Here is a 25,358-nt window from a genome sequence, read left to right on the forward strand (position 1 = left end):
ATGCACCGGAGAGCGGGGCTCGGTGACCGGCCCGCCTCATCCCCTTTGCCCGCTAAGCACAGGCGGCCAGCAAAGGGTACGGTTGCGTTGCGGGAGGGGACGGGCTAGGCATCCCCCCATCCACCGGTCGAGCCTCGGAGACGCCCATGAGCCGCAACCTTCAGGTGGCAGCCGCAAGCGTCTTGATCGGGGTCATCGTCCTGGCCCTCAAAGGCGCGGCCTATTGGGTCACCGGCTCCATCGCCCTTCTGTCCGACGCGCTGGAAAGCATCATCAATGTCGCGGCCTCGCTCGCGGCCTTCTTCGCGCTCCAGATCAGCGGCCGGCCGGCCGACGACAACCACCCCTACGGGCATCACAAGGCCGAGTATTTCTCGGCCGTGCTGGAAGGCGTGCTGATCGTCGTCGCCTCCCTCTCCATCCTGCGGGAGGCCTATTACGGCTTCCTCGAGCCGCATCTCCCCGAGCAGCCGCTGAACGGCATGCTGCTGAACGGCGCCGCCACCATCATCAACGCCGTGTGGTGCGTGGTGCTGCTGCGCATCGGCAAGGCCCGCCGCTCGCCCGCCCTCATTGCCGACGGCAAGCACCTCATGACCGACGTGGTCACGTCGGTCGGCGTGCTTATCGGCTTCGTGCTGGTGCCGGTCACGGGATGGCCGCAGCTCGATCCCATCCTCGCGGGCCTCGTCGCCATCAACATCCTCTGGACCGGCTGGGGCCTGATGCGGGAGTCCGTGGGCGGCCTCATGGATGCCGCTCCGCCGCCGGACGTGGTGGGCCGCATCCGCGAACTCGTCTCCACCCATGCCGCCGGCGCCATCGAGGCGCACGACCTGCGCACCCGCCATGCCGGCCGCATGACCTTCGTGGAATTCCACCTCGTGGTGCCCGGCGACATGACGGTCGCCGCCGCCCACGTGATCTGCGACCGCATCGAGCGGGCGCTGGAGGAGGAGATGGACGACACCATCATCACCATCCATGTGGAGCCCGAAGGAGAGGCCAAGCATCGGGGCGTGGTGGTGCTCTGAGGGATCGGAAGCCGCGCGGCCACGCCCCGCATTGGCAGCCGGCGCGGGAGCCGCTAAAGCCCCGCGCATGACAACGCCCGCCTTTCCCGATCTCGTGCCCGCCCTTGCCGCCGCGCTTCCGGAGCTGCGAGGCAAGCTCACCGCCAATGCCCCCATCGCCGATGTGACCTGGTTCCGCGTCGGCGGACCGGCGCAGGTGCTGTTCCAGCCGGCGGACGAGGCGGACCTCGCCTATGCGCTGGCGCACCTGCCGGCGGAGATCCCGGTCACGGTCATCGGCCTCGGCTCCAACCTCATCGTGCGCGACGGCGGGGTGCCCGGCATGGTGATCCGGCTGGGGCGAGGCTTCACCGACATTGCGGTGGACGGCACCACAATCGTCGCGGGCGCGGGCGTGCCGGACGTGAAGGTGGCGCGGGCGGCGGCGGATGCAGGGCTCGCAGGCCTTGCCTTCCTGCGCGGCATTCCCGGCGCCATCGGCGGCGCCTTGCGGATGAACGGCGGCGCCTATGGCGGCGAGACCAAGGATGCGCTGATGTCCGCCCGCGCCGTGGATCGTGCCGGGCGCATCCATATCCTCTCCCTGGACGACATGGGCTTCACCTATCGCCACAGCGCCGCGCCGGAAGACTTCATCTTCACGCAGGCGACCTTCCGGGGCACGCCCGGCGAGGTGGCGGAGATTCAGGCGGAGATGGAGCGCATCACCTCCTCCCGCGAGGCGACCCAGCCCATCAAGAGCCGCACCGGCGGCTCCACCTTCAAGAACCCGCCGGGCCATAAGGCTTGGCAATTGGTGGACGCCGCCGGCTGCCGGGGCCTCGTCCTGGGTCGCGCGCAGGTGTCGGAGATGCACACCAACTTCCTCATCAATCTCGGCTGCGCCACCGCCGCCGAGATCGAAGGCCTCGGCGAGGAAGTCCGCCGCCGGGTGCTGGAAACCAGCGGCGTAACGCTGGAGTGGGAAATCAAACGGATCGGCCTTCCGGCCTGACACTCGCGGCTCTGCGCCCGGGTCAGACACGCCCCGTCCCCGCCACGTCTCAGCCTCACGCCCGCCCTTAGGAAATTACACACCGCCCTGAGGTTAACTGTGCCGATGCGGGCGCCCGTGCGGGGCGCACCGCGGGCGTAGGTCGGGAGTTCGGGCGAGATGGCGAAGCATGTGGCTGTGCTGATGGGCGGATGGTCTCCGGAACGGGAGGTCTCGCTCCGGTCCGGCGCCGGCTGCGCCAAGGCGCTGGAAGAGGTCGGCTACCGCGTCACCCGCGTGGATGTGGACCGCGACGTGGCCGAGGTGCTCGCCCGCCTCAAGCCGGACGTGGCGCTGAACCTGCTGCACGGTTGCCCCGGCGAGGACGGGACCATCCAGGGCATCCTCGAAATCCTGCGCATTCCCTATTCCCATTCCGGCGTGCTCGCCTCCGCGCTCGCCATGGACAAGGCCCGCGCCAAGGTGGTGATGGCGGCGGCCGGCATTCCCGTGCCCGGCGGCCATCTCGTCACGCGGGCCGAGGCGGCGAAGGGCCACGTCCTGCCCCCGCCTTATGTGCTCAAGCCCAATACCGGCGGCTCCAGCGTCGGCGTCTTCATCGTCAAGGAAGACCAGCCGCATCCGCCGCAGGAGCTGTTCCGCGCCGACTGGACGTTCGGCGAATCACTGATGGCCGAGCCCTTCATCAAGGGCCTCGAACTCACCTGCGGCGTGATGGGCGACCGCGCGCTGGACGTGATCGAGGTGGAAGCTGTGCACGGCTTCTACGATTATGAATCCAAATACGCCGCCGGCGGCTCCCGCCACATCCTTCCGGCGCGCGTTTTACCCCAAATTTACCAACAGGTCCGGATGCTGGCCCTTGAAGCGCACCGCGCGCTCGGCTGCCGGGGGATCTCCCGTGCTGACTTCCGCTATGACGACACCCTTCCCGATGGAAAGGGGCTCGTGTGCCTGGAGGTCAACACACAGCCCGGCATGACCGAGACGTCTCTGGTGCCGGACATGGCGGCCCATGCGGGCATTTCCTTCGGCGAGCTTGTGACATGGATGGTCGAGGACGCGACGCTGGATCGCTGAGGCAGGAGGCCCCGATGGCCAACCCCAGCCCGGCCCGGCCGCGCCCGGCCGGCGAACCCACCCAGACCCGCCGCCCGGCCCCGCCGCAGGCGGCTGCGGCGCGGCGCCACAAGCCGCGCCCCATCAGCGACTTCCGGCCGCCCAGCCGGCTCTCCCTGCTGCTGCACCGGCTCTCGGTGCGCATGGGTGCCTCCAGCATCGGGCGGCGCAGCGGCGGCGTGCTGGCCTGGCTGGTGATCGGCGGCTTCGTCGCCTACGGCACCGTGCTCGGCGGCCATGTGGAGGAAGCCCGCTCCCTCGCGGTGGACGTGGGCGACCTTGCCGCCAACGTGGCCGGCTTCCGCATCAAGCAGGTGGACCTCTCCGGCCAGAACCACGTCACCCCCGCCGAGATCCTGGCGGCGGCCGGCATCAAGCAGACCACCTCGCTGCTGCTGGTGGACGCCGATGCCACCCGCCAGAAGCTGGAGGAGATGCCGTGGATCGCCAGCGCCACCGTGCGCAAGCTCTATCCCGACAAGATCCAGATCGCGGTGGTGGAGCGTCAGGCCTATGCCCTCTGGCAGGTGAATGGCGAGCTCAAGGTCATCGCTCGCGACGGCACCCCCATCGCCCCCTATTCGGATGATCCGCGCTACATCAGCCTGCCCATCGTGGTGGGCGAGGGCGCACAGAAGCAGGTGCAGGACATCGTCGATGCCCTCGGCCGCGTGCCGGCGGTGCGTGACCAGGTGCGCGCCTCCATTCTGGTCGCCGGCCGGCGCTGGACGCTGAAGCTGCGCAACGGCATCGACGTGCGCCTGCCCGAACAGGGGCTCGACGGCGCCCTCACCGAACTCGCCGATCTCGATCGCGACAAGAAACTGCTCACCCGCGACATCACAATCGTGGACCTGCGGCTGCCCGACCGGGTCGTCGTCCGCCTGTCCGACGCTGCCGCAGATGCCCGGATGCAGATGCTCAAAGCCCGTGCCAAGGCCAAGAAGGTAGGCGCCACATGAGGTCTCGCCTCGCTCAGGGCTTCGCCCCGAAGATGCGCCCGCTGCCGCCCAAGAAGAGCGGCATCGTCGGCGTGCTGGATATCGGCACCAGCAAGATCGTGTGCATGATCGCCCGCCTGAAGCCGCGACCGGCCTCCGACGTGCTGCGCCGGCGCACCCACTCCATCGACGTGCTCGGCATCGGCCACACCCGCGCCCATGGCGTGAAGGGCGGCGCGGTGGTGGACATGGCCCGCGCCGAGGCCGCCATCCGGCAGGCGGTGGACATGGCCGAGCGCGCCTCGGGCGTGCAGATCGCCTCGGTGATCCTCGGCGTCTCCGGCGCGCGCCTGTCCTCGCAGCATTACGAGGCGCAGGTGCGCATCACCGCCTCGGCGGTGGAGGAATTCGACATCCGCCGCGTGCTGGAAGCCGCCTCCACTTATGCGGTGGGCGACGGCCGCGCGGTGATGCACGCTCTGCCCGTGGGCTACACGCTCGACAGCCGGCGCGGCATCGGCGAGCCGTGCGGCATGCTGGGCAAGGAGCTCGGCGTCGACATGCATGTGGTGACGGGCGACCTCACCTCACTGAAGAATCTCGTGCTGTGCGTGGAGCGCTGCCATCTCGGCATCGAGGCCATGGTGGCCGCGCCGTATGCGGCGGCGCTCTCCTCACTCACCGACGACGAGATGGAACTCGGCGTCACGCTCATCGACATGGGCGCCGGCACCACCACCTTCTCGGTAGTCTCGGGCGGCCACTGCATCCATGTGGACGGCATCGCGGTTGGCGGCCAGCACATCACCAATGACGTGGCGCGCGGCCTGCCGGCCCGCCTCGCCGACGCCGAGCGCCTGAAGGCGCTGCACGGCGCGGTGGTCGCGGTCTCCTCCGACGAGCACGACATGCTGACCATCCCGCCGCTTTCGGGCGACGAGCGGGACCAGCCCAACCTCGTGCCGAAGTCGCGTCTGGTGACGATTGTGAAACCACGCGCGGAAGAAATCGTGGAACTGATTCGCGATCGCCTGAAGGCCTCCGGCCACGTAGGCGACGCGGCGCGCCGCCTCGTGCTCACGGGCGGGGCCGCGCAGCTCCAGGGCCTGCCGGACCTCATGGCCCGCGTCATCGGCCCACAGGTGCGAATCGGCCGCCCGCTTGGGGTTTCCCGCCTGCCGGAAGCGGCGCGAGGCACGGCCTTTGCCGTGGCGGCGGGCCTGCTCGTCTATCCGCAGGTGGCGGGCCTCGAACATTTCGAGCCGCGGCGGCGTCAAGCCGTCGGGGCGGAGAGCGGCTCTTATTTCGGCCGCGTTGGTCAATGGCTGCGTGACAGCTTTTAGAGATGGTTAACCGTGAGCCGCTTAACTAGGGGCAGACCACGGATTCGGAACCGTCGGGACGGCGCTTCGGGCGCAACGGAGTGAGGACATGTCGATCAACCTTCAGATGCCCGACATTCGGGAGTTGCGGCCCAGGATCACGGTGTTTGGATGCGGCGGTGCCGGTGGCAACGCGGTGAACAACATGATCAGCGCCGGCCTGTCCGGCGTGGAGTTCGTGGTTGCGAACACCGATGCCCAGGCGCTCTCGCTCTCCAAGGCCGACCGGCTCGTCCAGATGGGCGTCGCCGTCACCGAAGGCCTCGGCGCCGGTTCGCAGCCGGAAGTCGGCCGCGCCGCCGCCGAAGAAGTCATTGACGAGATCCGCGACCACCTGTCCGGCTCGCACATGGTGTTCATCACCGCCGGCATGGGCGGTGGCACCGGCACCGGCGCTGCCCCCGTGGTGGCCCGCGCCGCCCGCGAGCTCGGCATCCTGACCGTCGGCGTCGTGACCAAGCCCTTCCACTTCGAGGGCCAGCGCCGCATGCGCGTCGCCGAGCACGGCATCAACGAGCTGCAGAAGACGGTCGACACGCTGATCGTCATCCCGAACCAGAACCTGTTCCGGGTGGCCAACGAGAAGACCACCTTCGCCGACGCCTTCGCCATGGCGGACCAGGTGCTCTATTCCGGCGTCGCCTGCATCACCGACCTCATGGTGAAGGAAGGCCTCATCAACCTCGACTTCGCCGACGTCCGCGCCGTGATGCGCGACATGGGCAAGGCGATGATGGGCACTGGCGAGGCTTCGGGCGACAAGCGCGCCCTCCAGGCGGCGGAAGCCGCCATCGCCAACCCGCTGCTGGACGAAATCTCCATGCGCGGCGCTGGCGGCCTGCTCATCTCCATCACCGGCGGCAACGACATGACGCTGTTCGAGGTGGACGAGGCGGCGACCCGCATCCGCGAGGAAGTGGATCCCGACGCCAACATCATCCTCGGCGCGACCTTCGACCAGTCGCTGGACGGCATCATCCGCGTGTCGGTGGTTGCCACCGGGATCGACCCGGCGGTGGTTCCCGAGCAGATCCAGACCAGCACGACGCTGGGCGAGTTCCAGGGCCGCAAGATGTCCAACGCCGGCCGTGCCGCCGTGGAGCAGGCCCGCGAGGCCCAGATCCGCAGCGCGGTGGCTTCCATCTCCGCCGAGGACCTGATGGACCTCGAGCCGGCGGCCCCGCCCGCCCCGCCGGTGGCCCAGCAGCCGCTGCCCCAGCCGACCGCCTATCGTGAGCCTGCCCCGCAGCAGGCTCCGGCGCCCCAGCCGGCGCCCCGGCAGTCCTTTCCCGAGCGCACCACCCAGCCGGCGCAGGTGGTGGACGAAGTGACCATCCGCGCCGCCACGCCGAAGCCCTCCTTCTTCGTGGAGCCCGAGCAGCCCCCGGCGCCCCCGCCGGTGGTCGAGGACGAGTTCGCGCCTTACATCCCGCCGCAGACCCAGCGTCCGCGTGCGCCCCGGATGCCCCGCGTGGATGAACTCCCCGTGCCGGCGCAGAACCAGATCCGCGCCCAACGCGGCGAGGCTCCGGTGGAGCAGAAGCGCATGACGCTGCTCCAGCGCCTTGCCAGCGTCGGCGGCCTCGGCCGTAGCCATGACGAGCCGGAAGCGCCTCCGGCCCGCCGCGAGCAGCCGAGCATGCGGGCTCCCGAGCCCCGTGGCGCCGATCCCCGCATGGGCGGCCGTCCCGGCGATCCTGTCTCCGAATTCGCCAAGCGCCCGGCCACCCGGCCGCAGGCGGAAGTGCCCAGCCGTCAGGCGCCCCAGCAGGGCCATGACGACGACCAGCTGGACATCCCGGCCTTCCTGCGCCGTCAGGCGAACTGAGCCAAGAGACGACCCCGGCAGGCGATGGGCCCCGCTCATCGCCTCCGGAGACCACGGTACCTGAACGATTCAAGGCGCGGATGCCTGTCATCCCAGCGCCTTGGCAAGAGGTCCGCCGCGACGCCGGCTTTGTCCGAATCTGCGCCGCGACGCACCCGGGGCGAACAGCCCCGGAGGGACACGACCTTCCGAATCCGGTCCCTTCCGTTGTAACAAACCTGATGCGCCCGGCGGCAACGTCGGGCGCAACTTTTTGATAATCATAAGGAATTTGGCAACCATCCACCGTAACAGGCGGTAAGCAAGCGTGATTTGTGGCAGCGCACCCCTGCGACTAGGGTGCAGCCCATCCGAAGCGATCACGCGCCGCGCCCAGTGCAGACTGTGAGCATGGCGAAACTGGCGCCGCAGGATGTTGGTTGAGGGGCGAAGTGATGGCAGGGCGGACTGCCAGCGCCTTCGAGACGGATGGGTAGAAGATGCAGACCACTCTGGCCGATACGGTGATGCTCACGGGCGTCGGAGTCCACGGCGGCATCGAAGCCCGTCTCCAGATCCATCCCGCATCTCCCGACACCGGCATCGTCTTCCAGCGCACCTTCTCGGATCAGGCTCCTCGCAAGATTTCCGTTTCCCGCCAGTCGGTGCAGGCCACCGACCTTGCGACCGTGCTCGGTGACAAGACCGGCATTCTCGTTTCCACCGTCGAGCACATGCTCTCGGCGCTTTCGGGCCTCGGCATCGACAATGCGCTGATCGAGATCGACGGCCCCGAGGTTCCGATCCTCGATGGCAGCGCCGCTCCCATCGTCGCCGCCATCGACGCAGTCGGCACGGTGAAGCAGAAGGCCCGCCGCAAGTTCCTCAAGGTGCTGAAGCCGGTCCGGGTCGAGAACGGCGCCTCCTTCGGCGAGCTGCGTCCCTATGACGCCGGCTTCCGCCTCGAAGTCGAGATCGAGTTCGATCACCAGCGCATCGGCCGCCAGCGCTTCGCGGCGACCATGACGCCCTCCGTCTTCCGCCGTGAACTCGCCTTCGCCCGCACCTTCGGCTTCCTGAAGGATGTGGAACGCCTGCGGTCCGCCGGTTATGCCCGCGGCGCCTCGCTGGAGAATACCGTCTGCCTCGCGGACGACGGCATCCTGAACGACGGCGGCCTGCGCGCCAGCGACGAGTTCGTCCGCCACAAGGCGCTGGACGCGCTGGGCGACCTCGCCCTCGCCGGCCTGCCGCTGCTCGGCCGCTATTCGTCCTTCCGGGGCGGCCACAAGCTGAACTTCCAGGTGGTGGACGCCCTGCTCGCCGACCGCACCGCCTATGCGGTGGTGGAAGCCCCCGAGATGGGCCGCCGCGACGCCGCCGAGATCGTGTTCGGCCAGCCCGTCGCCGCCTACGCGCCGGAGCGCTGAGCCTGGGTTGCCGGCCAATCAGGCCGGCGTCAGGTGGAAGCCATCGCCTTCCGCCGCAACCTTCTGAAATCCTGTGATGTGCCCGCCCGCGACGGTCCAGCCTTCGCGGGCGGCTTGCGTCAGGGCTTCTCGCCGGGAGGCGGCGGCCAGCGGTGGATCGAGATCATAGATCACGCCCACATCGGGATCCGGCGCCTGCACCTCCCCCACATGCAGCACGTCGCCCCAGATGAGCAGTCCCTCCCCCTCGCCGGCGACGAGGTAGCCCGTATGGCCGGGCGTGTGCCCCGGTAGCGGCAGGGCCGTGATGCCCTGCAGCACGTCGCCCGGAGAGATGCCTCGCACCCGGTCGCCATAGGCCTCGAGCACCGCAGCCGTCACATCGAAGCCGCCCCGGCGCGCCGGCGGCGTGCGCGCGCGTGCCGCATCGGACGTGAAGAAGGCAAGTTCCGCATCGGGCACAAGGATCTCGGCCCGCGGGAAATAGGCGGCACCGTCCGCGACGAGGCCGAGGGCGTGATCGCCATGGAGATGCGTGATGAGCACCCGCGCGATCTCATCCGGAGCCACACCCTCGCCCGCCAGCGCCTGACGGGCATGGCCGAAGTTCGCGCCCCAGGCGGGGCCCGTGCCCGCGTCCACCAGCATGGCGCCGGAGGTGCCGCGCAGCAGGAAGCAGTTGACGTCCACCGCCACCGTGGGCTGCCCCTCGCGCAACGGGAGGCCAGCGCGTGCCCGCGCCGCCGCAGCCTCGCCAGCCGGATGGGTCAGGACGTCGCCGGGGGCGGAGAAGAAGCCGTCCCGCAGCGGGGTGACGGTGTACGCGCCGAACCGGCGGGAAACGCTGGACATGGCAAACTCGGGGTAAATGGACCTCGCCCGATCATGCCCCACCGCGCTCGCCGGGCCACCGGCCCCCGGTTGCAGGCTTGCCGCCAGTCCACAGCCGCGATATTTCCACTGCCTGACACGACGTTTGCGGTCTGTTCACGACCGGCCGCCACAATGCCGGCGGAAAGCGCCTTTAGCGCCGGAAGCGGTGACCCCTTTGCGCCAGCGTAGGCGTGCGCCTTCAACGGGATCTGAACGTATGCGCCTTTTCATTGACGCGGCTGTGTTTCGCGCCGGGACGTCCCGCGCTGCGGCTCTGCTGGGAGTTGTCCTCGTTTCCGCCACGCTGGCGGGCTGCGCCAATGACAAGGATGTCATGGCGCCCGACGAGCCGGCCGAGAAGATCTACAACGAAGGCCTGACGCTGCTGAACAAGGGTGACCTCGACGGCGCCGCCAAGCGCTTCGAGGACATCGACAAGACGCATCCTTATTCCGAGTGGGCCCGCAAGGCCCTGCTCATGGACACCTATGTCTATTACGAAGCCGGCAAGTACGACGACGCCATCTCGGCCGGCAAGCGCTACCTCGCCCTGCATCCGGGCTCGCAGGACGCGCCCTACGTCTCCTATCTCGTCGCCTCCTCGCTGTATGACAGCATTCCGGACATCAGCCGCGACCAGCGCCGCACCCGCCAGGCGCTCGACGCGCTGGACGACGTGATTCGCAAGTATCCCAACACCGAGTATGCGGCCGGCGCCAAGCGCAAGGTCGAGGTGGCCCGCGACCAGCTCGCCGGCAAGGAGATGCTGATCGGCCGCTACTATCTGGAGCAGCGCAACTACACGGGCGCGATCAACCGCTTCAAGGTGGTCATCACCCAGTACCAGACCACCCGCCAGACCGAGGAAGCCCTCTTCCGCATCACGGAAGCCTATATGGCGCTCGGCATCGTCAACGAGGCCCAGACCGCCGCCGCCGTTCTGGGCTACAACTATCCAGACAGCCAGTGGTATAAGGACGCCTTCAAGCTGGTCCAGTCCAAGGGTCTCCTGCCGCAGGAGAACAAGGCGTCCTGGATCAGTCAGGCCTTCAAGAAGTTGGGCGTCGGCTGACCTGCCATGATCTCGTCCCTCTCGATCCGGGACATCGTTCTTATCGAGAGGCTTGATCTCGCCCTGAACGGCGGGCTCACCGTCCTCACGGGCGAAACGGGCGCGGGCAAATCCATCCTGCTGGATGCGCTGTCCCTCGCTCTGGGCGGGCGGGGCGACGGCTCGCTGGTCCGCCATGGCGCGGACAAGGGCCAGATCACCGCCGTCTTCGACATCGCCCTCGACCATCCCGCCCGCGCCCTGCTTCAGGGCGCCGACATCGCCGACGAAGGCGAGGTCGTCGTGCGCCGGGTGCAGATGGCCGACGGGCGCACCCGCGCCACCATCAACGAACAGCCGGTCTCGGTGCAGACCCTGCGCGCGCTGGGCGCACTGCTGGTGGAGCTGCACGGCCAGCATGACGACCGCGCACTGGTGGACCCCGCGACCCACCGCGCCCTTCTGGACGCCTTCGGCGGCCTTGGCGCCGACGTGCGCAAGGTCTCCGAACTCTGGCGCGCCTGGCGCGCCGTGCTGGCGGATGCCGATGCCGAGCGCGCCCGTCTGGAAGCCGCCGCGCGGGAAGCCGACTACATCCGCCACGCGGTAGACGAACTCGCCAAGCTCGCGCCCGAGGAGGGCGAGGAAACCGCCCTCTCCGAGCGGCGCACCTTCATGATGCGGTCCGAGAAGATCGCCGGCGATCTTTCCGAAGCGCTGGATGCGGTGGGCGGCCATGGCTCACCCGTGCCGACCCTCGCCGCCGCCGTGCGCCGTCTGGAGCGGCGGGCGGGCGAATCGCAGGATCTCGTGCAGCCGGCGGTGGAGGCCATCGACATCGCGCTCGACGCGCTGGAGACCGCCCGCGCGCATCTGGAAGCCGCGCTCTCCGCCACCGCCTTCAACCCGCGCGAACTGGAGCAGATCGAGGAGCGGCTGTTCGCTTTGCGCGCGGCCGCCCGCAAGTATGGCGGAGCGGTGGACGATCTGCCGAAGGTGCAGGCGAAGTTCGAGGCGGACCTTGCCGCACTCGACCGTAGCGCCGCCACCCTCGCCGGCCTTGAGGAGCGCACCGCCGCCGCCGAGGCCGCCTATCGCGCCGCCGCCGCAAAGCTCGCCCAGCGCCGGGCCAAGGCCGCCGCCAGCCTCGACAAGGCGGTGGACGCCGAACTGCCGCCGCTGAAGCTGGAGCGCGCGCATTTCACCGCCCGCATCGACAGCGACCCGGCGCAGGCGGGGCCTGAAGGCTATGACCGGGTGGAATTCTGGGTGCAGACCAACCCCGGCACCCGCCCCGGCCCGATGATGAAGGTGGCCTCGGGCGGCGAGCTTTCCCGCTTTCTGCTGGCGCTCAAGGTGGTACTGGCCGATCGCGGCTCGGCCCCCACCCTGATCTTCGACGAGATCGACAGTGGCGTCGGCGGCGCGGTGGCCGCAGCCATCGGCCAGCGCCTCGCGCGGCTGGCGGGCAAGGTCCAGGTGCTGGCGGTGACGCACGCCCCGCAGGTGGCCGCGCGTGCCGGCCAGCATCTGCTCATCTCCAAGGCGAGCGCGCCGGGGGCCAAGAAGGACGCGCCGGTGACCACCCGCGTCGCCCCCCTCACCGACGAGCACCGCCGCGAGGAAATTGCCCGCATGCTCGCTGGCGCCACCGTCACCGCCGAAGCCCGCGCCGCCGCCGAGCGGCTGCTGGGGGCGGAGGGTTAGGCGCCCTCAGCCGGCGATCAGGCCGTCCCAGCCCTGCATGGTGAGGCGGGCGACCGCTTCCAGATCGTCCCGCGTGGCGCCGTCCCGCGCCTGAATGGACATGCCGGCCTGCACCGACACCAGCAGGCGGGCCAGTGCAGCAAGGTCTACGGAGGCCGGAATTTCGCCCTCTGCCACGGCCCGGGAGAGCCGCGCCTCCAGAAACCGACATCCGGCGGCACGCGCTTGGCGGACCATGTCTCCAAGCTCCGCATGGCCCTCGCTGCCCACCGCCGAGAGCGCCACCATGCAGCCGAGCGGCTCCTGACGGCCGCAGAAGGCCGTCAGGGCGGCGGCGGAATCCATCAGATAGGCAGCGACCGCAGCGCGGGCCGTGGGCGCCGCCCGGAAATTCCCCCAGACCCAATCCTCATATCGCCTCTGGTAACAGGCCAGCGCCTCCGCATACAGCGCCTCCTTGGAGCCGAAGGCCGCGTAAAGGCTCGGCGATCCGATCCCCATGGCCTGCGTGAGGTCGGCGATGGAGGTGGCGGCAAATCCCTTCTGCCAGAACAGCCGCATCGCCGCCGTCAGAGCCGCGTCGCGATCAAAGGCCCGCGGCCGGCCACGCCCCCGCCCCGGCGCGGCGGAGGTGGGTGAAGGGGTGTCGTCCGAATTCTGCATCGATCGATAAATAAATGCCTTGACCACGTGCCGCAACCGCCCTAGCCATTTATGTATCGATTGATACAAAAATGGTGGTGACATGAGTGAACTCGCCGGAAAGCGCGCCCTTGTGACGGGTGCCTCACGGGGAATCGGCGCTGCGATCGCCCTGGCGCTTGCTGAGAAAGGAGCGGATGTGGCGATCACCTACGAGCGATCCGCCGACAAGGCCGCCGAGGTGGTGCGTGCCATCGAGGCCAAGGGGCGGCGCGGCATCGCTTTGCAGGCCGACAGTGCAGATCCCGCCGCCGTGAAGCGCTCGGTGGATGATGCAGCGGCCGCGCTCGGCGGGCTCGACATCCTCGTGAACAATGCGGGCATCGCCCGTGGCGGCGCGCTGGCGGACATGAGCCTTGCGGACATCGACGCCCTGTTGAACGTGAATGTGCGCGCCGTGGTGCTCGCCTCGCAGGCGGCGCTCGGCCATCTCAAGGAGGGCGGGCGCATCATCTCGATCGGCTCGTGCCTCGCGGAGCGCGTGCCCTTCGGGGGCGTCACCGTCTATTCCGCCACCAAATCCGCCCTGCTGGCCCTTACCCGCGGGCTGGCGCGCGAACTGGGGCCCAGCGGCATCACCGTGAACCTCGTACATCCAGGCTCCACCGACACGGACATGAACCCAGCCGACGGCGAGCTGGCGGAGGGACAGCGGGCGCTCACGCCGCTCGGCCGCTTCGGCCGCCCGGAGGACGTGGCCGCCGCAGTCGCCTTCCTGGCGAGCCCCGCCGCCGGCCAGATCACCGGCACCGGTCTCGTCGTAGACGGTGGCATCAACGCCTGACCTGGCGCCTGGGGGCAGTTGCGAGGATGGGCACCCATCCTCGCCGGCCCTGCATCACACGCTGCTGCGCATCAGCCCGCCATCCACCTTGATGTTCTGCCCCGTGATGTAGCCCGCGCCCTCGGAGGCTAGGAAGGCGATGGTGGCGGCGATTTCTTCCGACTTGCCGTAGCGGCCCAGCGGCACGCTGGCGCGGCGTTCCTCGGTGGCGGGGAGGCTGTCGATCCAGCCGGGCAGCACATTGTTCATGCGCACATTATGGGGCGCGTACTGGTCCGCGAACAGCTTGGTGTAGGCGGCAAGCCCGGCGCGGAACACTGCCGAGGTGGGGAAGTTGGCCGCCGGCTCGAAGGCCCAGGCGGTGGAGATGTTGATGATCGCCCCGCCCTTCTGGTCCGCCATGATAGGGGCGATGAGGCGCGTGGGGCGGATGACGTTCATGAGATAGACGTCGAGGCCCGTGTGCCACTGCGCATCGGTGATCTCGAGGATGGGGGCGCGCGGGCCGTGGCCCGCGCTGTTCACCAGCACGTCGATGCGCCCGAAGCGGGCCATGGTGGCGGAAACAAGTTGCTCAAGATCCTCCACCTTCTGGTTGGAGCCGGTGATGCCGAGCCCACCCAGCTCCTGCGCCAGCGCCTCGCCCTTGCCGGAGGACGAGAGGATGGCGACCTTGAAGCCGTCCGCCGCCAGCCGTCGGGCCGCCGCCGCACCCATGCCGCTGCCGCCCGCCGTCACCACCGCCACCCTGTCCGTCATGCCGCCGCTCCGTTGCGCCACCGCGAATCGATCGTCGCGCCAGAGTGGCCCAAGCCCGGCGCGCACGCCATAGGACGCCGCCGGCCGGCGCCCGAAGGGTTGCACGGCGGCTTTTCCGGTCTAAATTCGGTGAAGCGGGGGGCAGAGCCATTGTTTCGACCTAAGATCCGGAGTGCCCGCGCCCATGACGATCAATCATTACTATCGTAGCGCTCCGGAGTTTGGTTTTTCTGATCCACTGTCGCCGGATTTTGCGAAGACTGCCGCGGGTCCGCTCCCGGACATCTTCGCCGGAAAAGCCAAGCTCAAGATTCATCTTCGCTTCATCACAACATTCCGCTGAAGCCCGACGGCCTGATGGACATCGGCATAGCTCGCCCCACACCCGCCACCGGCGCAATGGACCGGCGCACGCTGTTGTGCGGGGCCGGCGCCGTGCTCGCCCTGTCCCTCGCCGCATGCACGGAGAAACGCGAGATGACCGACGCCCTCTGGCAGCAGTGGCAGGCCGACTGGCGGCGCATGGAGGAGATCGCCCGCCGGCGGGGCTGGGACGTGACGCCCGTGGTCATCGGCCCTCCCGCGCGGGAGGGCGAGGTACGGATGCTGGAGCAGCGCCACGGCCTGAAGATGCCGCCGCAGCTGCGCGAGGTGCTCACCCGCTATTCGGGCCGCGTGGGCTTCGGCTGGTACATCCCCATCCACCTCCAGCCGCTGGAGCGGGAGAACCTGCCCACCATGAGCGCCAACCGCATGGCGCTCTGGGATCTCGACCACATTGCCAATTCGGCCATTCCCAACTTCCTCAACTGGAAGCGGGATCTCGCCAGCGTCGATCTCTCCGAGGCGCCAAACCGGCCGGAGATGTGGGAGCATCAGTTCCCCTTCTATGACCTCGTCAATGGCGACATGCTCACCATCGACATGTCGAAGCCCGAGGGCCCGCACCCGGTGCGCTACTTCAGCCACGAGCTGGAGATGCTGCACGGCCTCGCGCTCGCCCCCGATTTCCTCACCTTCGTGACGCAGATGTCCAAGATCGGCTTTGCCGGGACGGAGTGGGCGTCCTTCATGCCCTTCGGCACGCTGGATGAGGCGGCCGGCACCTATTACCTGCGCGCCGATGGCGCGGGGGCCAAGCGCTGGCTGGCCTATCTTGAGAAAGACCCTGCGAAGGTCGACCCCGACGAGCCACCGCCCGCCATCGTGGCGAAGACGCCGGCCGAGGAAGCCCTGCTCACCGCCGCCCGCGCCGGCAGCATCGAGGGCGTACGCCTCGCGCTCAAGGCCGGCGCGCGGCCCGATGTGGTCCCCGATCCCGCATGGATGATGGAAACGGTCGGCTGGGACCAGGAATTCGCCACCGCCCTCACCTATGCGGTGCGGGCGAACAACCTCCCCCTTGCCGAGGTGCTGCTGGAGGGCGGCGCAACGCTCGACACCCGGCGCCTGCTGCTGGGAGACGCCGTTCAGGTCAGCTCATTGGAGACCATCCGCTGGCTGGTGACGAAGGGCGTCCGCGTCAACGGCTGGAAGCAGGATCGCCACTGGCCGCTGCATCTGCTGGTGACCCGGCGCAGCGAGGTCAGCGCGCCCTCGCGCGCGGCACTGGAGGCGCGGCTCAGGGCGGAAAGCCGGCGCGCCCGCGGATCGCGCGACGACGAACTGCCGGAGATGAAGGCCTGGGAAGAGCAGCATCTGCGCGAACGCGTCGCGCTCTGGCTGGATCGCGCAACCTATCTCGCCATGCTGGACACGCTGCTGAAGGCCGGAGCAACGCCCGACGCGCGCTGGGACAACGGCATCACCATGCTCATGTGGGCGGATGCGGATGACGGCGAGGTGCTGATCAAGGCCGGCGCGGACGTGAACGCCCGCGACATCCACGGCAGCACCACCCTCCACCGCGCCCGCACGGCGGCGAAGATCCGCATGCTGGTCGCTCACGGCGCCGACATCGACGCGCTGGAACAGCCGGCGGCGGAGGAGGATGGCGGGTACAATTCCACGCCCCTGCAAACCGCCCTGCTGCTCGCCCGCCTCGGCGGGCTGGAGTTGGTGGAGACCCTGCTGGAGCTGGGCGCCGATCCGAAGAAGCGCGACAGCGCCGGGCGCAGTGCCCTGTGCTACTGCACGCTCGCCGACACCTTCCGGCTGATGATCGCGCGCGGGCTCGATCCCCATGAGCGCATCCCCGGCGGCGGCACGCTGCTGCACAATCTGCTGCGCATCACCAGCGTGCGGGCGAACTGGCCGGAGGAGGTGGCGAGCCTCGATTTCCTGCTCGGCCTCGGCCTGCCCATCAATGGCGTCGATAATGACGGCCGCACCCTGCTCCATGTGGCGGCGGAGCAGGTGCAGACGCCGGCGGACATCTCCCTTCTGCTGGAGCGTGGCGCCGACAAGACGGTCCGTGACAAGACGGGCAAGCGCCCTGTGGACCTGGTGCCCAAGTCGCTCAAGGACATCCGGGCGCTGCTCGCCTGAGGGCGACAGGTCCAGAGGGAGAGGACACCATGTGCGTGACGGATGATGCCGCGAACCCGGACCCGGTAACGCCCGTCCGCATCTCCCATCACGTGGATGAAATCTGGGAGGACCACCCCGGCGGCACGCTCCAGGAATTCTACAATTTCCTCATCTATGAGTTCGAGGTGGCGGGCGCCGTCTTCCGGGCCCGCGCCTATGCGGATGATTTCAACTGCGTCACCCTCTACGGCCCCTTCGACCGCGCGGGCGAAGCGCCGGCCGCCACCAATCCGGAAGCGGAAGCGCAGGTGACGGCCTATCTCGAACGCCGCTTCGGAGAGGTGCGTCGCCAGCCGCCGGTGTGAGGCGCCGTGCTCAGTCCACGTCCGGCTTGCCGCGCCTGAGGCTCTTCACGCTGCCGCGCCGCTCCTTCGCCGCGAGCCGGCGCTCCTTGGAGGCGAGCGTCGGGCGGGTGGGGCGGCGCTTGGGGGCGACGATCGTCGCTGCCCGGAGCAGTTCGACCAGCCGCTCGATGGCGTCTTCCCGGTTGCGCTCCTGCGTGCGGAAGCGCTGGGCCTGAAGCACCAGCACACCGTCCTTGGTGAGGCGGCTGCCGGCGAGCGTCGCCGCGCGCAGCTTCACGCCCTCGGGCAGCGAGGGCGAGCCCATGAGGTCGAACCGCAATTGCACGGCGGTCGAGACCTTGTTGACGTTCTGCCCGCCGGGGCCCGAGGCGCGCACGAAGGAGAGGAGGATTTCCTCCTCCGGAATGCGGATGCGGGCGGTGATCTCGATCATGGCGGGGCAGGGATCTGGCGGGCGGCAGTTTTCAGGGGGCGGCATGCCCCGCCCCCTCAATCGGCCAGTTCGAGCTTCAGGTCCAGCGTGCTCCGGGTGCCGATGTCACCCATATGCGCGGCGAGGAAGGCATCGGCGCTCTCCCGGCCAAGGTCGCGCAGGTGCTGGAGGAAGGCCCATTCGGGGTTGAGCTTGGAGGACAGGTCGAAGCCCGCAAGCTGATCCTCGCCACCGATGCGGTGCAGGCGGACGCGCCGGAAGCTGGAATCGCCCAGGAGCTTGCGCTTCAGCAGCCCGCCTTCCACCAGCCGGCCCATGTAGTCGATGGCCCGGAGCTGCGCGAGAAGCGAGGCGTTGAAGGTGATCTCGTTGATGCGGTTCTGGATCTCGGCCGCCGTGCGGGGCGTCTCCTCCCGCAGCACCGGGTTGATCTGGACGAGAACGATGTCCTCCGCCTCCACCTTCTCATAGAGCGGAAAGAGCGGCGGATTGCCCATATAGCCGCCGTCCCAATAGGGCACGCCGTCGATCTCCACCGCCTGGAAGAGCTGCGGCAGGCAGGCGGAGGCCATCACCGCCTCGGCGCTCATCTCGTCATGCCCGAAGATGCGGGCCCGCCCCGTGCGCACGTTGGTGGCCGAGACGAACACCTGCACATCCGAGGCGCGGATGGCCTCGAAATCCACGTGCGCGGTGAGGATGTCCTTGAGCGGATTGATGTTGAGCGGGTTGAAATCGTAAGGCGAGAGGAAGCGCGAGGCGACCTCGAAGGCCAGATAGGCCGGGTTCTTGGCCAGCGACCACGACCCGAGCAGCCGATCGAAGGCCGAGCGCTGGATGGGCGAGAGATGGCCCTCGCGGGAGACGTCGCGCCAGAATTGAGAAAGGGCCGAACGGGCCTCCTCCGGCCCGCCCTTGGCGAGGCCGGAGGCCAGCACGACCGCATTCATCGCCCCGGCGCTGGTCCCGGAAATGCCCGAGACCACGAGCCCGTCCTCCTGCAACAGGCGGTCGAGCACACCCCAGGTGAAGGCGCCGTGGGCGCCTCCCCCCTGCAGTGCGAGGCTGATGCCCTTGGCCGTGCGGCGGGCCATGCCGGATGGCTTACTCAGCGACCCAGCCGCCGTCGATCTGGTGCATGGCGCCAGTGATGGAACGGGCGTTATCGGAGGCCAGGAAGACCGCGAGCGCCGCCACTTCCTCGACCGTCACGAACTCCTTCGTGGGCTGGGCGGCGAGCAGCACCTCCTTCTTCACCTGCTCCTCGGTCATGCCGCGGGCCTTGGCGGTGTCGGGGATCTGCTTCTCCACCAGGGGCGTCCAGACATAGCCGGGGCAGATGGCGTTGCAGGTGATGCCGAAGGTGGCCGTCTCGAGGGCGATGGTCTTGGTGAGGCCGGCGATGCCGTGCTTGGCCGAGACGTAGGCCGACTTGAAGGGCGAGGCCACGAGAGCGTGGGCGGACGCCGTGTTGATGATGCGGCCCCACTTTTTCGCCTTCATGCCGGGGATCGCCGCCTTGGAGGCGATGAACGCTGACGTCAGGTTGATGGCGATGATCGTGTTCCAGGTGTCGATCGGGAAATCCTCGACCGGAGCCACGTGCTGGATGCCGGCGTTGTTCACGAGGATGTCGCACGCACCGAGCTCGGTCTCGGCCAGCTTCACCATGCCGGTGATCTCCTCGGCCTTGAGCATGTTGGCGTCGGAATAGAGCGCCTTCACGCCGAAGTCGGCCTCGATCTTGGCGCGCTCGGCCTCGATGGCGGCGGCATCGCCGAGACCATTGATGACCACGTTGGCGCCTTCCGCCGCAAAGGCGCGCGCATAGGCGAGACCGATGCCGCTGGTGGATCCGGTGACGACGGCAACCTTGCCCTTGATCGACATGATTGAGCTTCCCTGACTCTGCGGGACGAACGTCCCGGATCGCTTCTATAGCGAACGGGTGTGACGGGAACGTCATACCCTGCGAAGGATTTTCGCGCTCAGACCTTGCGACGGATGCGGCCATTGTGCAACGCCGTCATGGCGCAACGGCCGCGCTTTCCGGCCGCTGCCGACAGCAACGCTTGTTCCGCGAAAGAGGGCTGCGCGGAACAAGCACGTTTTCGAGAGTGGACATCAGGTTCGGGTCCAGCTCTTGAGATCGGGACCGCGGATCACTCCACGTCCGGATCGAAGGCGGGGCCCCAGTGCGGGTCGGCCGGCGCGATCAGCGAGCCGATGGCATTGTTGGCCTGGACCTTGGGCGCGGTGGTCTTGGTGGTGGCCGGCGCCTGCTCGAGATTGAAGAAGGTCTGGAAGAAGGGCTTCTCCTGCCGCTGCACGGCATATTCCTGCTTCACTTCGCGGGTCGTGTACTCATCAGCAGAAGCGGTGACGATGCTGCCCGCCAGAACGGTGGAAGCGGCGGCGAGAGCGATGATGGTGCGCTTGATGTTCATGTCTCATCTCCTGTGTTCGAGACAAGATCATCATAGCCACGGCCTCTAAACTCGAAATCATGCCTGCAGCTCGCGCGCTCCCCACATCGTCTGAGACTCCTATACGTCAGTATGAGATCTGTATTTGGGGGAGCCGGCCGCGCACGCCGCCGCGAAGAAGAGCACGGCGGCACCCGAGGACCATGGAAAGGCGGCACGCGGATCGCTACATTGGGGCCATGACGACGGATGCCTCCCACCCGGCCAGTCCGCCCGCCGCCGCTCCGGCCGCCGGACATGGACACGACCATGACCACGGCGCCTGTATCAGCGGAGCGCTGGCGCGGGTGGAGAAGATCTGCGCCGACAAGGGCCTGCGGCTCACGCCGCTGCGCCGGGGCGTGATGCAGGTGCTGGCCGAGAGCCACGCCCCGCTCGGCGCCTATGAGATCGTCGAGCGCCTCGGCCCCGAGGGCGACCGCCCCCCGCCCATGTCGGTCTATCGCGTGCTCGACTTCCTGGTCTCCGAAGGGCTCGCCCACCGCATCGAAAGCCGCAACGCCTTTCTCGCCTGCGGCCATCCCCACGAACCGGGGGACGTGGTGGTGTTCCTCATCTGCGAACAGTGCGGCGCGACGCGGGAGGTGAACTCGCACGCGGTGGGCCGTGATCTCGCCTGGGCAGCACGCTCCGCCGGCTTCACCCCACGCCAGCGGGTATTGGAAGTGGCCGGCGTGTGCGCGAACTGCCGCGAGCCCACCTGACCCTTGATCCCGCGCCGCCGATCGGCCACCAGTGACCAGCGGATGGACGTCCGGATCGTCCATCCGTCACGGACTTGGGGATAGGGCCTGCGGGCCGGACGATGCCATCCGGCCGCGAGGCGGCTGGCCGCAGGGAACGGGTTTCGGATGCTGGAATGTTCGATCTGCGGGGGCACGCAATTCTCCTCCCGCGAGATCCTGTGGGACGAGCTGATCGCCGCCTGGGGCCTCTGCCGCGAGGAAGTGGAGTACATCAACCGGCAGCAGGGCTGCTTCTGCGTCGCCTGCCGCGCGAACCTGCGGGTGGTGGCGCTGGGCGAGGCGGTGCGGGACGCGCTGGGCGTTGAGGGTCCCATGACCGCCTGGACGGCCGATCCCCGTCTCGCCGGCCTGCGCGTGCTCGACGTCAACGGCGCGACCGCCATTTCCAACGCCCTGTCGCACCTGCCCGGCTACGTGCGGGGCAATTTTCCCGAGGTAAACATGGAGGCGCTGCCCTATCCGGCGGCGGCGTTCGACCTCGTGGTCCATTCCGACACGCTGGAGCACGTGCCCCATCCGCTGCGCGGCCTCGAGGAGTGCCGCCGGGTGCTGCGCCCCGGCGGGCACCTCTGCTTCACAATACCGGTCGTCGTGGGACGCCTGACCCGCAGCAGGGATGGCCTGCCGCCGAGCTGGCATGGTAATTCATCGCAGAACAGCGACGACTATCTGGTCCAGACCGAATACGGCGCCGATATGTGGACGCAGGTGATGCGGGCGGGTTTCACGCGCGTCACGCTCCATCAGGTATCGTACCCGGCCGCGATCGCCATAACCGCGTGGACCCCGCCCGCGCGCAACTGACAGGGCCCGCCTCTGGCCGCCTGCTCCCCTCCCCGGCCCAAGCGGCAGCCGGAGACGGGGCGGGCGCCGGAGACGGCGGAACAGAGACACCGAGATGAGCATGGTCCCCGTGGTGCCCGACGAGCTTCTGGAAGCTGGCCCCGCCGTGCGGCGGCCGACGGTGCCGGTGCCGGTCGGCAAGGTGATCGTGGGCGGTGATGCGCCCGTCGTCGTCCAGTCCATGACCAACACCGACACTGCCGACATCGACGGCACCGTGCGCCAAGTGGCGGCGCTGGCCCGCGCCGGCTCCGAGATCGTGCGCATAACCGTGGACCGGGACGAGAGCGCTGCCGCCGTACCACGCATCAAGGAGCGCCTGCTGCGGCAGGGCATCGACGTGCCGCTGGTGGGCGATTTCCATTACATCGGCCACAAGCTGCTGGCGGACCACCCCGCCTGCGCGCAGGCGCTGGACAAATACCGCATCAATCCCGGCAATGTGGGTTTCGGCGCCAAGAAGGACCGGCAGTTCTCGGCCATCGTCGAGACCGCGGTGCGCCACGACAAGGCGGTGCGCATCGGCGCCAACTGGGGCTCGCTGGACCAGGAGCTCCTCACCGCCCTCATGGACGAGAACGCCAAGCTGCCCAAGCCCGCCGAGGCGCGGGCCGTGACGCGCGAGGCGCTCATCCGCTCGGCCCTCATGTCGGCGGCGCTGGCGGAGGAGATCGGCCTGCCCCGCAGCCGCATCATCCTTTCCGCCAAGGTCTCGGCGGTGCAGGATCTCATCGCCGTCTATACCGAACTCTCCCGCCGCTCCGACTATGCGCTCCACCTCGGCCTCACCGAGGCGGGCATGGGCTCCAAGGGCATCGTCGCCTCCACCGCCGCCATGGGCTATGTGCTCCAGCAGGGCATTGGCGACACTATCCGCGTGTCGCTCACCCCCGAGCCCAATGGCGACCGCACCCGCGAGGTGCAGGTGGCGCAGGAAATCCTCCAGACCATGGGCCTGCGCACCTTCGTGCCGCTGGTGGCCGCCTGCCCCGGCTGCGGGCGCACCACCTCCACCACCTTCCAGGAGCTCGCCAAGAGCGTTCAGGACATGATCCGCGAGCGCATGCCGGAGTGGAAGAAATCCTATCCGGGCGTCGAGGCGCTCAACGTGGCGGTGATGGGCTGCATCGTGAACGGCCCGGGCGAGAGCAAGCATGCCGATATCGGCATCTCGCTGCCCGGTACCGGCGAGATCCCGAGCGCGCCCGTCTATATGGACGGCAAGAAGGTGGGCACGCTGCGCGGGCCTAACCTTCAGGTGGAATTCCGCAAGATGGTGGAAGACTATGTGGCGAAGCGCTTCGGCGTCGGCGCCGCGGGCGAAGCTGCGGCCCCCGCGCCGGTGGACGCAGCGGAATAAGCGTGATGAATGATGCGCATGGCCCTGACGCAGCGCGAGCTGCGCCGGGGCGATGCGTTGAGGACATCACTCATGCCAGCCTTTGCTTCCCGCGCGTTCTTCCTCGTCTTTCTTGCGCTCTCAGCCACCCCGCTTGCCGCCCAGACGCCTGACACCACGGACCCCAAGGCCGTGCGTTCCGGCACCTATGCCCTTGATGCCGGCCATACGCGGGTGGTGTGGAGCCTCAGCCATCGGGGCTTTTCCACCTATAGCGGCCTCCTGCCCGCCGCCTCCGGCATGCTGGTGCTCGACCCCGCAAAGCCCGAGGCCAGCCGGGTGGAGGTGACGCTGAACAGCGCCGATGTCGCCACCGCTGATCCGCGTTTCGATCCGAGGCTGAAGGGGCCGGACTATTTCAACGCCGCCGCCTTTCCCACCCTCACCTTTGCCTCCAGCGCGGTGAAGGTGGAGGGGAGCAGGGCGCAGGTGACGGGCACCCTCACCTTTCTCGGCCAGAGCCGCCCGGTGACGCTGGACGTGACCTTCCACAAGGCCGGCATCAACCCCACGGACAAGCTCTATCACGTGGGCTTCGACGCCACCGGCACCCTCACCCGTTCCGACTTCGGCCTGAAGACCGGCCTGCCGGGCATTGGCGATGCAGTGAAGCTCCAGATCGAAGCGGAATTCACGCAGAAAGAGTAAGCCTGCGCGGCGTTTGAGCGTTGCAAGGCGCGGATGCGTCAGCATCCTCGCGCCTTGACCCAACCCCTCACCCCACCGGCCGGCGGTCCTCGATGGTCTTGGCGTCCGCCGGCAAGGTACCGGGGGGGAGCGGCACCAGACGGCCACGCAGCTTGGTGGAGGCGCGCAGGTCATCCAGGAGGCGCTCCTGCGGCACGGCGGCAAGGTCCGCCGTCTCGATTTCGAGGATCATGTCGTCCTGATCGCCCGCGCGCTCCACCACGAGGCGGGCGCGGGTGACGGCGGGGTGCTTCTTCACCGCGCTCGTCACCTGCACCGGATGCACGAACATCCCGCGGATCTTCGTCACCTGATCCGCCCGTCCCAGCCAGCCGCGCAGGCGCGTGTTGGTGCGCCCGCAGGGGCTGATGCCGGGCAGCACGGCAGAGAGATCGCCGGTGGCGAAGCGCACGAGGGGATAGTCCTCTTCCAGCAGCGTCACCACCACCTCGCCGACCTCGCCCACTTCCTCCACCGGATCGCCGGTGCCGGGGCGCAGGATCTCGATGATGAGATGCTCATCGGCGATCATCCCTTCCTCCGCCTCGCTCTCATAAGCGACGAGGCCGAGGTCCGCCGTTCCGTAGCACTGGCGCGCGGCAATGCCGGCGGCGCGGAATTCCGCCCGCTGGGCCGGCAGGAAGGCCTCGCCCGAGACCAGAGCCTTGGTGAGGGAGGAGATGTCCGCCCCCTCCTCCCGCGCGCGATCCACGAGGATTTTCAGGAAGGACGGCGTGCCGCCATAGCCTTGCGGACGGATATCGGCGATGGCGCGCAATTGCAGGTCGGTCTGGCCGACGCCGCCGGGTACCACGGCGCAGCCGAGCGCATGGGCGCCGCTCTCCACCATCGAGCCGGCCGGGGTGAGGTGGTAGGAGAAGGAATTGTGCACGATGTCGCCGGCGCGGAAGCCGGCCGCGAACAAGGCGCGGGCGAAGCGCCAGTAATCCGCCCGGCGACCCTCGGGATCATAGATGGGGCCGGGCGACATGAAGATGCGGGCGAGGCCGCCCGGTGCCGTGCCATTCAGGCCGCCGAAGGGCAGGCTTTTCGGCTGAAGCTCCAGCAGCTCGGACTTGCGGGTGACAGGCAGTTGGGCCAGCGCGGCGCGGCTGGTGACCGCCTGCGCATCCAAATCCTTGAGCAGCGTGCCGAAATAGGCCGAGCGCCCCTTGGCGCGGGCGATCTGCCCCGGCAGCGCCGCCATGAGCGCCGCCTCCCGCGCCTGCGGATCGCGGGTTTCCAGGGCATCGAAATAGCGGCTCTCGGTCATGGATACTCTCTTTGTTTGCCTCGTCTCGGCGGCCGTGCGCGCGGGCCCGGCCGTCATACCCCCCTCCCTGCCCT

At 68.7% G+C, this 25,358-nt stretch carries 25 protein-coding genes; 17 read left to right on the forward strand and 8 right to left on the reverse strand.

Annotation, left to right across the window (positions count from 1 at the left end; all coding sequences use genetic code 11):
* Positions 1 to 146: 146 nt before the first annotated feature.
* The 7 genes from AZC_RS23365 (at position 147) to lpxC (ending at position 8,707) form a co-directional block, all read left to right on the forward strand.
* Positions 147 to 1,034: a cation diffusion facilitator family transporter gene (locus tag AZC_RS23365; RefSeq protein ID WP_012173078.1), complete on the forward strand. Its 888-nt coding sequence runs from the start codon at positions 147 to 149 to the stop codon at positions 1,032 to 1,034.
* A gap of 67 nt (positions 1,035 to 1,101) precedes the next feature.
* Positions 1,102 to 2,028, forward strand: a complete 927-nt coding sequence (gene murB, locus AZC_RS23370; RefSeq protein ID WP_012173079.1) for a UDP-N-acetylmuramate dehydrogenase — start codon at positions 1,102 to 1,104, stop codon at positions 2,026 to 2,028.
* 159 nt (positions 2,029 to 2,187) lie between these two features.
* On the forward strand, positions 2,188 to 3,108 hold the full coding sequence (locus AZC_RS23375) for a D-alanine--D-alanine ligase (protein ID WP_012173080.1): 921 nt from the start codon (positions 2,188 to 2,190) through the stop codon (positions 3,106 to 3,108).
* Between the two features lie 14 nt (positions 3,109 to 3,122).
* Positions 3,123 to 4,109 (forward strand): cell division protein FtsQ/DivIB, encoded by a 987-nt coding sequence (locus AZC_RS23380; RefSeq protein WP_012173081.1) that lies wholly within the window; start codon positions 3,123 to 3,125, stop codon positions 4,107 to 4,109.
* Positions 4,106 to 5,431: a cell division protein FtsA gene (gene ftsA, locus AZC_RS23385; protein WP_012173082.1), complete on the forward strand. Its 1,326-nt coding sequence runs from the start codon at positions 4,106 to 4,108 to the stop codon at positions 5,429 to 5,431. The genes AZC_RS23380 and ftsA overlap by 4 nt, the downstream gene beginning before the upstream one ends.
* A gap of 88 nt (positions 5,432 to 5,519) precedes the next feature.
* A complete protein-coding gene (ftsZ, locus tag AZC_RS23390) occupies positions 5,520 to 7,298 on the forward strand; it encodes a cell division protein FtsZ (protein WP_012173083.1) in 1,779 nt (592 codons plus the stop codon).
* A gap of 479 nt (positions 7,299 to 7,777) precedes the next feature.
* Positions 7,778 to 8,707 carry a UDP-3-O-acyl-N-acetylglucosamine deacetylase gene (lpxC, locus tag AZC_RS23395; protein WP_012173084.1) on the forward strand — a complete coding sequence of 310 codons (930 nt, stop codon included), beginning with the start codon at positions 7,778 to 7,780 and terminating at the stop codon, positions 8,705 to 8,707.
* 18 nt (positions 8,708 to 8,725) lie between these two features.
* Here lpxC and aidB read toward each other — a convergent pair whose 3' ends face one another.
* Complete coding sequence (aidB, locus tag AZC_RS23400; protein ID WP_012173085.1) at positions 8,726 to 9,559, reverse strand: AidB family quorum-quenching N-acyl homoserine lactonase; 834 nt, start codon at positions 9,557 to 9,559, stop codon at positions 8,726 to 8,728.
* Positions 9,560 to 9,797: 238 nt separating this feature from the next.
* Between aidB and AZC_RS23405 the strand changes: the two genes are divergently transcribed.
* Both AZC_RS23405 and recN read left to right on the forward strand, forming a co-directional pair.
* Complete coding sequence (locus AZC_RS23405) at positions 9,798 to 10,652, forward strand: outer membrane protein assembly factor BamD (RefSeq protein WP_012173086.1); 855 nt, start codon at positions 9,798 to 9,800, stop codon at positions 10,650 to 10,652.
* Positions 10,653 to 10,658: 6 nt separating this feature from the next.
* Positions 10,659 to 12,338: a DNA repair protein RecN gene (recN, locus tag AZC_RS23410; RefSeq protein WP_012173087.1), complete on the forward strand. Its 1,680-nt coding sequence runs from the start codon at positions 10,659 to 10,661 to the stop codon at positions 12,336 to 12,338.
* 6 nt (positions 12,339 to 12,344) lie between these two features.
* Here recN and AZC_RS23415 read toward each other — a convergent pair whose 3' ends face one another.
* Positions 12,345 to 13,001 carry a TetR/AcrR family transcriptional regulator gene (locus AZC_RS23415; RefSeq protein ID WP_043879800.1) on the reverse strand — a complete coding sequence of 219 codons (657 nt, stop codon included), beginning with the start codon at positions 12,999 to 13,001 and terminating at the stop codon, positions 12,345 to 12,347.
* 82 nt (positions 13,002 to 13,083) lie between these two features.
* On the opposite strand from AZC_RS23415, the gene AZC_RS23420 reads away from it, so the two are divergent.
* Positions 13,084 to 13,824, forward strand: a complete 741-nt coding sequence (locus tag AZC_RS23420; RefSeq protein ID WP_012173089.1) for an SDR family NAD(P)-dependent oxidoreductase — start codon at positions 13,084 to 13,086, stop codon at positions 13,822 to 13,824.
* A gap of 54 nt (positions 13,825 to 13,878) precedes the next feature.
* On the opposite strand, the gene AZC_RS23425 is transcribed toward AZC_RS23420, so the two are convergent.
* The gene (locus AZC_RS23425; protein ID WP_043879801.1) at positions 13,879 to 14,583 is read right to left on the reverse strand and encodes an SDR family oxidoreductase; all 705 of its coding nucleotides are present in this window, start codon (positions 14,581 to 14,583) and stop codon (positions 13,879 to 13,881) included.
* A 184-nt stretch (positions 14,584 to 14,767) separates the two neighbouring features.
* Here AZC_RS23425 and AZC_RS25810 point away from each other — a divergent pair, with 184 nt between their 5' ends.
* The 3 genes from AZC_RS25810 to AZC_RS23435 all read left to right on the forward strand — a co-directional run bounded on the left by AZC_RS25810 (position 14,768) and on the right by AZC_RS23435 (position 17,417).
* Positions 14,768 to 14,926 (forward strand): hypothetical protein, encoded by a 159-nt coding sequence (locus AZC_RS25810; RefSeq protein WP_158304154.1) that lies wholly within the window; start codon positions 14,768 to 14,770, stop codon positions 14,924 to 14,926.
* 134 nt (positions 14,927 to 15,060) lie between these two features.
* Complete coding sequence (locus AZC_RS23430; RefSeq protein ID WP_148209903.1) at positions 15,061 to 17,070, forward strand: SMI1/KNR4 family protein; 2,010 nt, start codon at positions 15,061 to 15,063, stop codon at positions 17,068 to 17,070.
* A 29-nt stretch (positions 17,071 to 17,099) separates the two neighbouring features.
* The gene (locus tag AZC_RS23435; RefSeq protein ID WP_012173093.1) at positions 17,100 to 17,417 is read left to right on the forward strand and encodes a hypothetical protein; all 318 of its coding nucleotides are present in this window, start codon (positions 17,100 to 17,102) and stop codon (positions 17,415 to 17,417) included.
* Positions 17,418 to 17,427: 10 nt separating this feature from the next.
* On the opposite strand, the gene arfB is transcribed toward AZC_RS23435, so the two are convergent.
* The 4 genes from arfB to AZC_RS23455 form a co-directional block, all read right to left on the reverse strand.
* Positions 17,428 to 17,850 carry an alternative ribosome rescue aminoacyl-tRNA hydrolase ArfB gene (arfB, locus tag AZC_RS23440; RefSeq protein WP_012173094.1) on the reverse strand — a complete coding sequence of 141 codons (423 nt, stop codon included), beginning with the start codon at positions 17,848 to 17,850 and terminating at the stop codon, positions 17,428 to 17,430.
* 56 nt (positions 17,851 to 17,906) lie between these two features.
* Entirely contained in the window at positions 17,907 to 18,944 is a 1,038-nt protein-coding gene (locus AZC_RS23445) for a patatin-like phospholipase family protein (RefSeq protein WP_012173095.1), read from the reverse strand.
* 10 nt (positions 18,945 to 18,954) lie between these two features.
* A complete protein-coding gene (locus AZC_RS23450; RefSeq protein ID WP_012173096.1) occupies positions 18,955 to 19,740 on the reverse strand; it encodes a 3-hydroxybutyrate dehydrogenase in 786 nt (261 codons plus the stop codon).
* Between the two features lie 272 nt (positions 19,741 to 20,012).
* On the reverse strand, positions 20,013 to 20,297 hold the full coding sequence (locus AZC_RS23455; RefSeq protein ID WP_012173097.1) for a hypothetical protein: 285 nt from the start codon (positions 20,295 to 20,297) through the stop codon (positions 20,013 to 20,015).
* Between the two features lie 218 nt (positions 20,298 to 20,515).
* Between AZC_RS23455 and AZC_RS23460 the strand changes: the two genes are divergently transcribed.
* From AZC_RS23460 to AZC_RS23475, 4 genes are all read left to right on the forward strand, one after another.
* The gene (locus AZC_RS23460) at positions 20,516 to 21,040 is read left to right on the forward strand and encodes a Fur family transcriptional regulator (RefSeq protein ID WP_043879803.1); all 525 of its coding nucleotides are present in this window, start codon (positions 20,516 to 20,518) and stop codon (positions 21,038 to 21,040) included.
* A 147-nt stretch (positions 21,041 to 21,187) separates the two neighbouring features.
* Positions 21,188 to 21,886, forward strand: coding sequence for a class I SAM-dependent methyltransferase (locus AZC_RS23465; protein WP_012173099.1), 699 nt, complete (start codon positions 21,188 to 21,190; stop codon positions 21,884 to 21,886).
* A 94-nt stretch (positions 21,887 to 21,980) separates the two neighbouring features.
* Entirely contained in the window at positions 21,981 to 23,285 is a 1,305-nt protein-coding gene (gene ispG / locus AZC_RS23470) for a flavodoxin-dependent (E)-4-hydroxy-3-methylbut-2-enyl-diphosphate synthase (RefSeq protein WP_012173100.1), read from the forward strand.
* A 72-nt stretch (positions 23,286 to 23,357) separates the two neighbouring features.
* Entirely contained in the window at positions 23,358 to 23,972 is a 615-nt protein-coding gene (locus AZC_RS23475; protein ID WP_043880666.1) for a YceI family protein, read from the forward strand.
* Between the two features lie 67 nt (positions 23,973 to 24,039).
* Here AZC_RS23475 and AZC_RS23480 read toward each other — a convergent pair whose 3' ends face one another.
* Entirely contained in the window at positions 24,040 to 25,284 is a 1,245-nt protein-coding gene (locus tag AZC_RS23480; protein ID WP_043879804.1) for a phenylacetate--CoA ligase family protein, read from the reverse strand.
* Positions 25,285 to 25,358 lie beyond the last annotated feature (74 nt).

The sequence above is a fragment of the Azorhizobium caulinodans ORS 571 genome, assembly GCF_000010525.1.
GTDB lineage: Bacteria > Pseudomonadota > Alphaproteobacteria > Rhizobiales > Xanthobacteraceae > Azorhizobium > Azorhizobium caulinodans.